12 protein-coding genes are annotated in these 13,283 nt (G+C 59.0%); 2 read left to right on the plus strand and 10 right to left on the minus strand.

The window, feature by feature from the left end; translation table 11 throughout:
* Window positions 1-47: 47 nt before the first annotated feature.
* The 7 genes from ACLBWT_RS10230 to ACLBWT_RS10260 form a co-directional block, all read right to left on the minus strand.
* Window positions 48-1,232: an ABC transporter permease gene (locus ACLBWT_RS10230; RefSeq protein WP_447662958.1), complete on the minus strand. Its 1,185-nt coding sequence runs from the start codon at window positions 1,230-1,232 to the stop codon at window positions 48-50.
* Window positions 1,183-2,010, minus strand: a complete 828-nt coding sequence (locus tag ACLBWT_RS10235) for an ABC transporter ATP-binding protein (RefSeq protein WP_447662959.1) — start codon at window positions 2,008-2,010, stop codon at window positions 1,183-1,185. The genes ACLBWT_RS10230 and ACLBWT_RS10235 overlap by 50 nt, the downstream gene beginning before the upstream one ends.
* On the minus strand, window positions 2,007-3,407 hold the full coding sequence (locus ACLBWT_RS10240) for an efflux RND transporter periplasmic adaptor subunit (protein ID WP_447662960.1): 1,401 nt from the start codon (window positions 3,405-3,407) through the stop codon (window positions 2,007-2,009). The genes ACLBWT_RS10235 and ACLBWT_RS10240 overlap by 4 nt, the downstream gene beginning before the upstream one ends.
* Window positions 3,408-3,619: 212 nt before the next feature.
* Window positions 3,620-5,050, minus strand: coding sequence for a UDP-N-acetylglucosamine 1-carboxyvinyltransferase (gene murA / locus ACLBWT_RS10245; protein WP_447662961.1), 1,431 nt, complete (start codon window positions 5,048-5,050; stop codon window positions 3,620-3,622).
* A gap of 355 nt (window positions 5,051-5,405) precedes the next feature.
* On the minus strand, window positions 5,406-5,651 hold the full coding sequence (locus ACLBWT_RS10250) for a DUF1146 family protein (protein ID WP_447662962.1): 246 nt from the start codon (window positions 5,649-5,651) through the stop codon (window positions 5,406-5,408).
* Window positions 5,652-5,900: 249 nt separating this feature from the next.
* The gene (locus tag ACLBWT_RS10255) at window positions 5,901-7,673 is read right to left on the minus strand and encodes a S8 family serine peptidase (RefSeq protein WP_447662963.1); all 1,773 of its coding nucleotides are present in this window, start codon (window positions 7,671-7,673) and stop codon (window positions 5,901-5,903) included.
* Between the two features lie 252 nt (window positions 7,674-7,925).
* On the minus strand, window positions 7,926-8,399 hold the full coding sequence (locus ACLBWT_RS10260) for a Dps family protein (RefSeq protein WP_447662964.1): 474 nt from the start codon (window positions 8,397-8,399) through the stop codon (window positions 7,926-7,928).
* A 209-nt stretch (window positions 8,400-8,608) separates the two neighbouring features.
* Between ACLBWT_RS10260 and ACLBWT_RS10265 the strand changes: the two genes are divergently transcribed.
* Both ACLBWT_RS10265 and ACLBWT_RS10270 read left to right on the plus strand, forming a co-directional pair.
* Window positions 8,609-9,403 (plus strand): YheC/YheD family protein, encoded by a 795-nt coding sequence (locus ACLBWT_RS10265; RefSeq protein ID WP_447662965.1) that lies wholly within the window; start codon window positions 8,609-8,611, stop codon window positions 9,401-9,403.
* Between the two features lie 215 nt (window positions 9,404-9,618).
* Window positions 9,619-9,969, plus strand: a complete 351-nt coding sequence (locus ACLBWT_RS10270; RefSeq protein WP_447662966.1) for a hypothetical protein — start codon at window positions 9,619-9,621, stop codon at window positions 9,967-9,969.
* A 242-nt stretch (window positions 9,970-10,211) separates the two neighbouring features.
* Here ACLBWT_RS10270 and ACLBWT_RS10275 read toward each other — a convergent pair whose 3' ends face one another.
* The 3 genes from ACLBWT_RS10275 to atpD all read right to left on the minus strand — a co-directional run bounded on the left by ACLBWT_RS10275 (window position 10,212) and on the right by atpD (window position 13,252).
* Window positions 10,212-11,012: a tyrosine-protein phosphatase gene (locus ACLBWT_RS10275; RefSeq protein WP_447662968.1), complete on the minus strand. Its 801-nt coding sequence runs from the start codon at window positions 11,010-11,012 to the stop codon at window positions 10,212-10,214.
* Between the two features lie 398 nt (window positions 11,013-11,410).
* A complete protein-coding gene (locus ACLBWT_RS10280; protein WP_447662969.1) occupies window positions 11,411-11,809 on the minus strand; it encodes a F0F1 ATP synthase subunit epsilon in 399 nt (132 codons plus the stop codon).
* A 24-nt stretch (window positions 11,810-11,833) separates the two neighbouring features.
* Window positions 11,834-13,252 (minus strand): F0F1 ATP synthase subunit beta, encoded by a 1,419-nt coding sequence (atpD, locus tag ACLBWT_RS10285; RefSeq protein ID WP_447662970.1) that lies wholly within the window; start codon window positions 13,250-13,252, stop codon window positions 11,834-11,836.
* Window positions 13,253-13,283 lie beyond the last annotated feature (31 nt).

A 13,283-nucleotide genomic window follows, 5' to 3' on the forward strand; every position in this document is an offset into this window, starting at 1 on the left:
GCTACCTCCGAGAGCGGAATCTGACTGTCTATCTGTTGAAATATGAATCAATCATGCCGGAGCGCGTCCACCGGCCGCAGCGACGCGGCTTTGTTGGCCGGGAACAGCCCGAACAGCACCCCGACCGCCGCCGAGAACAAAAACGCGTAGAGGACGACCTGAAGCTCGATCTGCGTCGCGGTAGCGAAATAGGCCGTCATGATCAGGCAGGCTCCGTAGGCGCAGGCGATGCCGAGCAGCCCTCCGAGGCTGCTGATGGTCACCGCTTCGACGAGGAACTGGAACAGCACGTCGCGCCGCTTGGCGCCGAGGGACTTGCGGATGCCGATCTCCCTCGTCCGCTCGGTGACGGATACGAGCATGATATTCATGATGCCGATGCCTCCGACGACGAGTGATATGCAGGCGACTCCCGCCATCATCGTGGACATCGTCTTCGACACGGAGGTGACCGTCTCCTTCAGATCCTCCTGATTCGTCACGCGGTAGGCGTTCGTATTGCCGCGGAAGATCTCGGTCAGCTTCGTTTCCAGCTGCGCGGTCACGGCGCTCATCTGGTCCACCGTGGCGACCTTGAGGGAGACGTTGCGGACACCGGCAGACTGGAACATGCGCTGCGCCGTCGTAATCGGAATGATGATCTTCTCGTCGTTGGAGCCCGTCAGGGAAGTGCCCTTCGGCTCCAGCAAGCCCACGACCTTGTACTTCACGCCATTCAGCAGGATCGTCTCGCCGACCGGGCTGACTCCCGCTCCGAACAGCTCTTCCGAGGTATCGACCCCGAGCAGGGCGACCTTGTTGTACGCCGTCAGATCGATAGGGGCAATGAAGCGCCCGCTCTGGGGATGGAAGCTCTGCACATCCTCATAATCGGGAGTGACGCCCTCGACCGTCACCGCAGACTCGGTCTGCTTGCTGCCGTAGCGGGCCGTTACGCTGCCGCTGACGGTCGGAGACAAGCCTTCGATGCCGCTGACGCCGTCGCCGAGCGTCTCGGCTTGCGGCAAGGAAAGGGTCGTGTCGCTTCCCCTTCCGGTAATGTTGACCGACAGCATGTTGGTGCCGAGCCCCTTGAGCTGGCTGCTAACCTCGTTCGCCGAGCCCTGGCCCATCGCCACGAGCGCGATGACCGTCGCGACCCCGATCAGGATGCCGAGCATGGACAGCACGGTGCGCAGCTTGTTAGCCAGTATGCTCTTCCAGGCCATGCGAACTCCTTGCGAAAGCTTCACGTCCGTCCCCCCTTTCCTCGCTCAGCAGTCCGTCCTTCATGAACACGGTCCGCTTCGCCCTGGCAGCCACATTGAGATCATGCGTGATGAGGACGATCGTATGGCCCTGGGAGTTGAGCTGCTCCATGAGGCCGAGCACATCCGCGCCCGTCTTCGTATCCAGCGCTCCCGTAGGCTCGTCGGCAAGCAGGATCGGCGGCTCTCCCGCCAGCGCGCGGGCGATCGCCACCCGCTGCATCTGGCCCCCGGACAGCTGATTCGGCCGGTGATGCATCCGGTCCTGCAGGCCGACCTTGGCCAGCGCCGTCTCCGCCGCCGCCTTCCTCTCCTTCGCGGCGAGCCCGCGATATACGAGCGGCAGCTCGACGTTCTCGAACGCGCTGAGGCGCGGGAGGAGATGAAAGCTTTGGAAAATGAAGCCGATCTTGCGGTTGCGCACCTCCGCCAGCCGGTTGTCCGACAAGCCCTTCACCTCGATGCCGTCCAGCCTGTAGCTGCCGGAGGTCGGCGTATCGAGGCATCCGATCATGTTCATGAGCGTGGACTTGCCGGAGCCGGACGGGCCGATGATGGCGACGAAGTCTCCGCGGGGAATGTGCAGATCCACTCCATTCAAGATCTGCACTTCCTCTCCGGCCATCCGGTAGGATTTCCGGACGTCGCGGATGGACAGGAGCGCCTCTTCATGCCGTTCAGACGAAGCGGCCTCGGCCCTGATGCCGTCGCCTATCCGCTCCTCCAAGGCTCTGTCTCCGGCCTTCCGTTTGTCCCGCTTCATCGGGTTCCCCCTCCTCCGGTACGGGTCGCTCCGGCTCCGCCCATATTGCCGCCGAAGCCGCCCGCTCCCATTCCGCTGAACTCGCGGGCTCGGGTCGTGCTGCTCTGGCCGGTGGATCCTCCGACGGTGCCGGTCGGCAACGCTATCAGCACCGTATCGCCTGCGGACAGTCCCGACTTGATCTGCACGTAAGTGTCATTGGCAAGCCCGGTCGCCACTTCCTTCAGCTGGCCGCCCAGCGTCATCCGGCTCATCCGGGATTCGGAACCGGCTCCAGCACCCGCGCCGGCTCCGACGCCAACTCCTGCAGCAGCTCCCGCACGGGCTCCGGCGCCCGTTCCCGACCAGCCTCCCTGCCCGGCGCCTTCCGCCGTCCATTGGCCGCCGGAGCCGTTCCTTCCGCCTGTCCCGGACTGGCCGCCCGGAACGCTCCCGGCGCCTTGGCCGCCTTCGGTTCCGGCTCCTGTCGCCAATGCCCCTTCCGTTCCTTGAGGCACACGCACATAGGATTTCCCTCCGAAGGTGACGACCGCATCCACCGGGACCAAGACGGCATTGTCAGCGGATTCCGTCACGATCTCGGCCGAGCCGGACATTCCGGCCAGCACGCCAGCCGCCTCCGTCATGGACAGCGTGACCGGGTACGCAGCGACTCCGTTGCTGCTCACGCCTTCTTTGGCAATGGAAGTAATTTCCCCCGTGAAGGTTTTATCGGTCAGGGCATTGAGCGTAATTTCGGCGGTTTGCCCGACCTTCAGCTTCGGAACGTCCAGCTCGTCGGCGTTCACCGCGAAAGTCAGCTGCGAGTAATCCGTAATGACAGCCGCATCTGCGCCGGCATTCGTGTTGTCCCCTGCCGTCAGCGATACGGTGGTGACGGTTCCGCCGATCGGCGCCTGGATATCATGGTTCTCGGCATCCGCTTTCTGGAGATCGGCGATCTCGTTCTCCGTCTGCTGCAGGCTCAGCCTGGCCGAGTCGAGATCAAGCTTCGTCTGCGCCTGCTTCGATTCGTCGCTTTCGCTCCAATACTGCTCCTTCAGGTTCTGGATCTGCAGCTCCTGCTTCTGCTTGTCCAGCTGCTTTTGCCGGATCTCCAACGAATTATCGATCGTCTCGAACTGAGCCAGCACTTGTCCTTTCTTCACGACGTCGCCGACCGAGACCAGCACTTTGCTTACCGTTCCCTGATAGCCGGCTTTCACGGTCGCCGTATCGGCTGCGGCTACCGTTCCCGTCCCCGACACCTTCACTTCCAGATTCCCCTGCGAAGCTTGCACGCTGCGGGCTTCCGCAGCGGATGCCGTGCTTACGGCTCCCTTCGACTGCAGGAAATAATATACCGCTCCGCCGCCGGCAATGACCATGAATCCCAATATGAGCAGCCACTTCCTCATTGTTCCCCTCGCCTCTCCTCCGGATCATTTTCCATCCGAATCTTAGCATTCCAGAATGAACCCAGAATGAACGTCTTCTCGGAGAAGGCCGAGCTGCTGATCCGCCAAGGACCGGCAAAATAAAAAAAGAGCCCCGATAGCCGGCGCTCCACTCCCTGTCTCTATTCGGGACGGCTGCTGAGGCAAGCCCTCCCGATGTTGCCGATTAAATCTCAGGCCATGGTCGCCTCGACGTCCTCGACCTGAACCTGCCGCTTGCTGCTGTAGCTGTCCTCGTCCTCGGATGCGGCGGCAGCTGCCACCTGGACCTCTTCGACTTCGCGCTCCGCGGTCTTGCGGATGGAAGCGAGCACGACCGGCTCCAGCACTTCCTCGGCGGCTTCTTCCTCAGACGTCCGGTAGATGTCGGCGCCCAAGGCGGCGAGCTTGCCCGCGATGTCCACATAGCCGCGGTCGACATGATGCAATCCGCCGACCTCGGTCTCTCCGTCGGCTACGAGGCCGGCACAGATCAGCGCAGCTCCGGCACGAAGGTCCGTCGCCGTCACTTTGGCGCCCGACAGCGGCACTCCGCCAGTGATGATGGCCGTACGGCCATCCACTTTGATGCTGGCGTTCATCTTGCGGAATTCCTCCACATGCATGAAGCGGTTCTCGAACACCGTCTCGGTCACGACAGAAGTTCCTTCCGTGACAAGCAGCAGAGCCATCATCTGGGACTGCACGTCGGTCGGGAAGCCCGGGTGAGGCAGCGTCTTGATGTCGGCGCCCTTCAGCGGACGATCCGCACGGACGCGGATGCCGTTGTCCTCTTCGATGATTTGGACGCCCATCTCCTGCAGCTTGGCTATTACGGGTCCGAGGTGGTCGCCGATGGCGCCTTCCACGAATACATTGCCTCCGGTAATCGCGCCGGCGATCAGGAACGTGCCAGCTTCGATGCGATCGGGAATGACCGTATGCTGGGCGCCGGTCAGCTTCTCGACGCCTTCGATCCGGATGACTCCCGTACCGGCTCCGCGGATGCGGGCGCCCATGGCGTTGAGATAATTCGCGAGATCGACGATCTCGGGCTCTTTGGCCGCGTTCTCAAGGGTAGTCGTTCCTTCGGCGAGCGCCGCGGCCGCGATGATGTTCTCCGTCGCGCCTACGCTGGCGACGTCCAGATAGATCTTCGCGCCTTTGAGCCGGCCTGGGGCAACGGCTTCGATGAAGCCTTGGCCCATCGTGATCTCGGCGCCCATCGCCTCGAATCCCTTGAGATGCTGCTCGATCGGGCGGGTGCCGATGGCGCAGCCTCCTGGAAGGGAAATGCGTACACGGCCCAGTCGGGCAAGCAGCGGACCCATGACTTGGATCGATGCCCGCATCTTGCTGACCCATTCGTAAGGAGCTTCGTAGGATGTCAGGTTCTCCGCCGAGATCGTCATGGTTTCGCCGGAGAGGTCCAGCTTGGCTCCGAGCGTCTCCAGCAGTTGGCGAATGATAAGGACGTCATCTAGGAGGGGAACGTCGTTAATGACGCTTTCTCCTTCCGTTGCGAGTAGCGAAGCGGCCAGAATGGGAAGAACGGCGTTTTTCGCCCCGTGCACACGCACGGTTCCTTCCAGTCTGCGGCCTCCGCGAACGACAATTTTACTCATAATTCCGTTCCCTCCGGACGCTGCAATTTCATTTGCGCATATCATGTATTTGGTAAGGATCATATCTGACGGCAACGAGTGTCTGGCATGGATGGCTTGAAAAGTGTGAAAGGTCAAAAAAGGTGAATAAGGCAGGAATAAGCCAGATTACCACAGACCATATTAACACTCGTCTACAGAAATCGACAAGCGTTATTTTTATCCCGATTATTCGTCAAAATAAAGGGACTTTAGCCCGGGTCTCTTCCCTCGTGCATGATCGCTCATAGGATATCATTCGCAGCATGTCTCCGGATTGGTTCCGTCTTATGCGTTATTGTCTGCAAATGTCCGATTCGTTATTCGACTGGATGGCTTAGAGCAGCTTCAGCATGGATGTCCAGGACCAGTAATCCAGGATGAAGCGGGCGAACGAGTGCCCGACCACAACGGCGAGAACCGCAATAAGAACGCGCGCTCTCGGGCTTCTCGGCTGCTTGAACCAAGTATCAAGCTTGAGCTCCTGCAGCAGGTACCATGCAAGCAAGATGCTCCCGATCGTCACGACAATGGAGAACAGCCCGTTCCATCCAAGCGATGACCATACTTGATTACTGTTCATTAATAACCCCCTTTCTTTGCCCGTAAACGACAATAAATTCTTCGGCGCGATTCTATCGGCATTGCAATGTATCTTTCGCCATTTTTCGCCTTCATGCGACGGAAGCGGACCTAATCGATCGTTCGGGAAAGGAATTCGGTGGAAATGCATCTCCTTTATCCATCGGAAACGGAGCGCTCCATTAAAAGTCCCTTGCTCTTCCGTCTATGTATTCGCGGCTTTCCTCTTTTGCCGCCGTAAGCGGCATGTTCAGCCGCCGCGCGTCACCTTGAGCGTATAGTAGCCCGTTGCCGGCGCTGCCGCGTCTTCCCCCGCATCCCAAACCTTGATTTCGTAGGTGCCCGGGATGACTGGAATGAGCGGACTTGTTTCCGCTACGCCTTCCCCGTTGCTGTCCACAGCCAGAGCTTCTCCTCCGGCCCTGCGGTAGGCGAAGGCCGGATCCATCCGCATCGTGCCTGCTTCCACCTGCAGCCTCATCGTGCCTTTCTTGGCTACCCGGATTGAATACCAGTCCACATCCGCCGCTTGATGGAAGGTTCCTTGAAACTCGAGGGAACGGTCTGCCAAAGGATAGGCTTTGCTTGCCGCATCATTGCTCTCTCCCTTGTCGGGCAGCATGCGCAGTCGCGTCGAGAGCAAATAGGGCACCTGCTTCGCACCGCTTCCTGGCTTGAGTCGCAGCATCAGCCGGTTCGTTCCTTTTCTGACGTGCCATTCAAGCCTATGGTTGCGGAGCTTCAGCGGCATTTTCTTGACGCTCCCCGCTTCCTCCAGCTCGATCCGGACGGCGGCCGCACTGGCGCCGGGAGATGTGAGCTGGGTATAGTCCAGGCTGACGATGCCGTCGTACGGGCATTCCAGACGGTACCAATCCTGATCCCCGGATCCAGAAAGCTGTCCCGACAGCTGCTTGCCCAGAGGAAGCACCGCGGCTGCCTTGGCCGAGTCGTCCGGCTCATGGGGATCATCCTTATAGCGCCCAGCAAGAGCGGAATCGATTCTCAGAAGGCCGTAACCGGCTCCATAGTCGAATCCCTTTCCTCCCTCGTCTTTGGCCGTCTGCCGCAGCATGGAACGAATCTGATAAGGCTTGAGCGACGGATATTTCGCCCATAGCAGCGCTGCTGCTGCGGCCGCCTGGGGAGCAGCCATGGAGGTGCCCTCCACGTAATGGTATCCGCCGCCCGCAGCCGTCGTATACACCTTCCACGGAGCAGCGATGTCCAGCTCCGGCCCCTGGTTGGAGCGCGGGTCCGGAAGCCCGTCGGGACCGACTCCTCCTACGGCCAGCACAGTCGGGTAGGCAGCCGGATACTTCACGGCGGCGCGGCTGCCGAAGCGGCGGCCGTCATTGCCTGCGGCTGCAACAAGAAGCACGCCCTTCTGTTCGGCCAGGGCGGCGATATCCCTCATGTATGGCGATGAATGGTATAGACCTACGGACAATACGACGATGCGGGCTCCTTCCGAGATCGCCTTGCGGATGCCTTCGCCAAGCTGGCGTTCGTCGCCATAGCCGTTATGGTCGAGAGCCTTGATCGGAAGAATGCGGGCTTTCCAGATGACTCCCGCCACTCCCTTGCCGTTGTTGCCCGCTGCCGCAACGACGCCCGCGACGCTCGTGCCGTGGCCGTTGTCGTCCCGCGGAGGCTCATCCGGCCTCAGCAGATTGATGCCCGGAAGCAGATTGGGCTGAAGATCGGGATGATCCAGATCAACGCCTGTGTCTACGACCGCGATCGTAATGGATGTCTGCTCCGTAACCAGCTTCCAGGCCTTGTTGGCTCCGATCTGATTGAGGAAAGCTTGCTTCGCCAAGCCAGGATCGTTCGCCTTGGGAGCTCCCGGCCCTTCTTGCTGGATCCGGGCCTCGCCGTCCAGCTTCGCCGCCATGCCGCTCGCACTGCCGGGCGGAAGGGACGGGGCTGCTGCCAGGGTGACGGCCGCAAGAAGAGCCGCGGCATGGCCGCATCTGAGCGCGCGGCTATGGGCGGCGTGAGCTTGAATCCTTGCTTTCATAAGTCTCAAATCCTTTGCTCGTATCTATCCTATGACGCCCGCGCGCATCTATCCCTGCTTTTCTGCAGTTGATTGAGGGGGCAGCGCGAAGCGCATGATGTGCAGAAGGAATTAACTCGCTTATCCATTCTATCAACAATTCGGGCCGGAAGGCGTTATTCCTGTATCGTTCACAAAATGGATACAACAACAGGCCCTCCGGAAATCCGAAGGGCCTACTTGCACATGCTCGCATTCCGTACGGCGCGGCGGCTACGCCAAAAACTTCTCCAGCATCCAGCGGTGCTGGTCCAGCTGCTCCACCATGCCGGTCAGAATATCGCCCGTCGCCGCATCGTCTTCTTCTTCGGCCGTTTCGGCAGCTACCTTCATGTCCTCGGCAAGGGTATTGAAGTCGTCGATCAGATTCCGCACCATCGTTTCGGCATCTTCTTTTTCCGTCGCCTCCTTAATCGAAGACAAATCCAGCATGCCCTTCATTGTGGATACCGGCTTGCCGCCGATTCCGATCAGGCGCTCCGCCGCTTCGTCGAACATGAGCGTGACCGCATTATAGAACTCCTCGAACTTGACGTGGAGAGTATAGAAATTAGGGCCGGCCACATTCCAGTGGAAGGAATGGAGCTTCATGTACAGCACGCCCATCGAAGCTACTTGACGGTTCAGCGCATCCTGCGTCTTCGTATTCTTTGCCGCTTTGCCGCGGCTGGCGGTTTGAGTTGCCATTTTTACATTCCCCTTCCAAATTTCATTTCCTTAAAATCAGGCTTCATGTCTTCTCATTACCCGATCCGGGCCGGGACAAACAGGCCCGCCTGAAATCAGCTTGCGCAGCATGCCTGTTCCTTATCCGCCTTTTGAGCCAGGAGCATGTCATCCGCACACGTCCGTCCAAGCCTGCAGGCATAAGGTAGGGGGAGAGGTGATCAAGCAGTATGCCAACAATAAAAAAGTACGTCAAAACCTATAATTCCCGTACCCTTTGGGGAAAACTTCGAGTGTGCCGGATGCTGCGCAAAGATCCGGCTACGGCGCACTTTGTTCCCCGGACGGCCGCCTTTTCCCGCAAGCAGCTGAAAAAAATGGCTTCGCGCTATGAAATTCTGTATATCAAGCCGAATATAGGCTCTCTGGGCATCGGAATCCATAAGCTCCGCCGCAAACGGGGAGGGTATAAGCTCACCTCGGTGATTTCCCGCAAGCAGATTTCCCGCTTGTTCAGGAATCTCGACCAAGTGTACGAACATATCCGGAAAACCCGAAAATCCGGAAAGCTGATCATCCAGCGCGGCATTCAGCTCGATCAAGTCGGCGGTAAGCCCTACGATATCCGCGCCATGGTGCAGCGCAAGCCCAAAGGACCCTGGACCTGCACGGCTCTGATAGCCAAAGTGGCCTTGCCCCATCGCATCGTGACCAACGCCCATCAGGGTGCCAAGCTTCACTCGCTGTCCAGACTCTGGGAAATGCAAGGAATGGGAGCCGCCCGTGCCCGCGCCAAAAACGAGTTCATCGAGGAGTCGGCACTGACGATATCCAAGTCGCTGTCCCGCCGTTACGGCGGCATGCGCGAGATGGGAATCGATTTCGCGATCGATCGGCGCAAAAGGCTGTGGGTGCTGGAGGTCAATACGAACCATCCCCAGTACGGGGCTTTCAAAAAGATCGACCGAGCCGTCTACAACCGGATGAAAAGCTTCGCCCGCAGCTATGGACGCAAGGACGACTGAGTGCGCCAGTCCGCTATCCGCGTGCCCGCGCCTGCCCTGACGGTCGTTCGGCTGCTTCATTTCAAGGCATTTGCTGTAAATAAAGAACAGAAGAGCCTCTACGAATAAACCGCAATCAGGCGGCTTGTTGTCAGACTCGGCGATCTGCGGCGCGTCATGCAGCCGATCGCAGGATGTCCCAGCCGTACATTTCACCAGAAAGGTGGAGATGGTCCATGTCGGATGCCATGAATGTCAGCCGGCTGCTGGAGCTGCTGGAAGCCCGCAAGGGCGAGGATGTCGATATCGTCAAGCAGGAAGACGGAGATTGGGATAAGGTCCGCATGACGTTCAGCGGAGCGGAGCTGCTGCATAATCCTTCTCCGGATGATTATGTGTCGGGAACCATCCTGCTGCTGCACGGTTCCGCCAGCATCGTCACCGACAAGGGCCGCGAGCCCGTGCCGGGCGACTCCTATGAAATTCCACTCCAAGCGGATGATTCCCTCATTGAACAGGACGGAGAAATCCGGGTGCAGACGAAGCGGGCTACCTATTCCATCCAGCCGTCCGTTTCGGCCGACTGAACCACAAAAAGCTTTGGGCTGCTGGCGGCCCAAAGCTTTTTGCCTATTCAAAGGGCTGTGCCCGCTTTGCCTTCCATTCCCGCTGCCCGCCCGGCTTGTCTTCTCAGGCACGGCATATTGAGAGATCGACAGACACGGCGAGTGAGCCCGCAGCGACAAGCACCCCGTCTACGCCGACCAGCTTGGCCAGCAGGCTGCTATTCGAATCTAAGGTTCGTTTCATGCAAAATCGAACTTTCCATTCAGCGGCCCCGCCGGCTGAACAAGCTTCGCAGCAATCCTCGGGGCCTTCCGCCCGAAGCCTCCGCCGCCTGCAGCTGCTCCGCCCCAAGCAGGTCGTCTCCTGCGAGCAGGCAGGCAGCATTTTGCATGAAATAAGCTTTCCAGTCTTCCCCGAGCCGTTCGGCGATGGCGGCATAGGCCGCCGCCAAGCGAAATCCGCGGCGCTCCGCATGATGCGCATCCGAGGAGACGAGGTGGATGAGACCGGAACGCATCATTGACCAGGAAGCTTTCTCGATCGATCTTCCGTACAGTCCCAGCAGCGAATGCGTCGTCACTTGTCCCCAAGCCCCCAGCGAGATGAGCTCTTCCAGAAGAGCAGGCTCGCGCATGGCCTGCTCATTGCGTTCGGGATGGGCAATGACAGGCCGCACCCCTTGAAGCGTCAGCTCATAGACCAATTCGGCCATTCCGGAAGGAATTTCCGCGGTCGGCATTTCAAGCAGCATATAGGGGGTATCCGCAAGCGTCAGCAGCTCCCGCTTCTCCCAATTGTCGAGCAGCTCCGCATGGACACGGATCTCTTGGCCCGGATGCAAAGCAATCGGAATGCCATGCTGCTGCAGCAGCTCTCCGGTCCGCCGCGTCAGCTCTCGCACGTCGGCTGCCGTATTCCAATAAGCTCCGTTGGCGTGATGAGGGGTAGCGACGATATCGGTGATGCCTTCAAGCTGCGCAGCTCTCGCCAAGGCGAGCACTTGCTCCTCGTTCCTGGCCCCATCGTCGATGCCGGGAAGGATGTGGGTATGGATATCAATCATTCCTTGAGCACTCTCCCCGCTGTCATGATGTAAAGAATGTAAGCTGTTCGTGATATAGGCAATTGGTGCTCGGTGCATGGAATAAAGCTGCTGCTTATGTCATTATCATACTTGATTACAGAGACGATCGTCATCCACCCTGGGCTTCATTGTCATCCGACTTTCGGTCATACATCACTTGCGGCAATCCTCAATTCTCTTGTTATCTCAATTGGCATCATTCTTAAGAAGGCTGAATATCCCGGTCCACATACCGGTCCACATACCGGTCAGGATGAACAATCTAGCCATGAACGGAGTCGGATTCCATTTAAGTCCCGCTATACTCCATTTCAGCCAAGCAAAAAAGCCCCTCCCCGTTATCGCTAGATAACGGGGAGGGGCTTCTGATGACGGGATCAACCTCTGGTGTTCAGACGGTTGAGCGCACGTTGAAGCGCAAGCTCCGCACGATGATGATCGATGGTTTCCTTGTTGCGGTTGCGAATGCGCTCTTCAGCGCGCTTCTTGGCCAGCTCTGCACGGTCCACATCGATTTCGCCCGGAAGCTCGGCGCTTTCGGCCAGAATGACGACTTTCTCGTGACGAACTTCGGCAAAGCCTCCGCTCACCGCGATGTTTTCATAATTGCTGCCGATTTTCGCCGTAACGGCGGATATCTTCAGAGGCGTAACCGTAGGAACGTGATTAGGCAGGATGCCCATCTCGCCCTCTACTCCGCGGATGATGACCATGTTCACATCTTTGGAATATACGGTACGCTCCGGCGTAACGATTTCAAGCAGTAAGGTGCTCATACGATAACCTCCATCCGCCGAGGATTAAACCTCTTGAGCGAGCTTCTTCGCTTTGGCAACGGCGTCTTCAATCGTTCCGACGTTATGGAATGCTGGTTCCGGAAGATCATCATGCTTGCCTTCAAGAATTTCCTTGAAGCCCCGAACCGTATCCTTGATCCGTACGGACAGGCCAGGCATGCCGTTGAACGCTGCTGCAACGTGAAGCGGCTGCGACAGGAACAGCTGGACGCGGCGTGCGCGAAGCACGACGAGCTTGTCTTCCTCGGACAGTTCGTCCATGCCGAGGATGGCGATGATATCGAGCAGCTCTTTGTAGCGCTGAAGAAGCTTCTTCACGCTTTGAGCCACTTGATAGTGCTCTTCGCCGACGATTTCCGGAGTCAGGACGCGCGAGGACGATGCCAGCGGGTCGACAGCCGGGAAAATACCCATAGCGGCGATGTTACGCTCCAGGTTGGTCGTGGAGTCCAAGTGGGCAAACGCCGTGGCAGGAGCCGGGTCGGTGTAGTCATCGGCAGGAACGTAGATCGCCTGGATCGACGTAACCGAGCCGTTCTTGGTGGAAGTGATGCGCTCTTGCAGCTGGCCCATCTCGGTTGCCAGCGTCGGCTGGTAACCTACCGCGGACGGCATGCGGCCGAGCAGCGCGGATACTTCGGAGCCCGCCTGCGTGAAGCGGAAGATGTTGTCGACAAACAGAAGCACGTCGCGGTTTTCTTGATCGCGGAAGTATTCCGCCATCGTCAGACCGGTCAGGGCTACGCGAAGGCGCGCGCCTGGAGGCTCGTTCATCTGGCCGAATACCATGGCCGTTTTCTCGATAACGCCGGATTCGCTCATCTCGTGGTAAAGGTCGTTGCCTTCACGAGTACGCTCGCCTACGCCGGCGAATACGGAAATACCGCCGTGCTCGGAAGCGATGTTGTGGATAAGCTCCTGCATCGTTACCGTTTTGCCTACGCCGGCGCCGCCGAACAGGCCGACTTTGCCGCCCTTGGCGTACGGAGCCATCAGGTCGATGACCTTGATGCCGGTTTCCAGAACTTCCTGCTGCGTGGACAGATCCTCGAATACCGGAGCTTGACGGTGGATCGGCAGCGTGATGCTGCGGTCTACGTCTCCGTTGTTGTCGATCGGATCGCCGACAACGCTGAATACGCGGCCGAGCGTAGCCGGTCCGACCGGCACGGTGATTGGCGCGCCGGTATCAACAGCAGCCGTACCGCGCACGAGGCCGTCCGTGGAGGACATCGCGACGCAGCGAACTGTGTTGTTTCCGAGGTGGGTGGCCACTTCGAGAGTCAGCTTCACGTCTTTTTCGGAAGAGTTCTGGGCCTTTTGTTCAATCTTAATTGCGTTCAGGATTTCTGGCAGATGGCCGTTGTCGAATTCAACGTCGACAACCGGTCCCAGTACCTGGACAACGCGACCGTTGCTCATGGGGGTCCCTCCTGTAGTAAAGATAGTTGCA

Source organism: Paenibacillus sp. D51F (assembly GCF_053345695.1).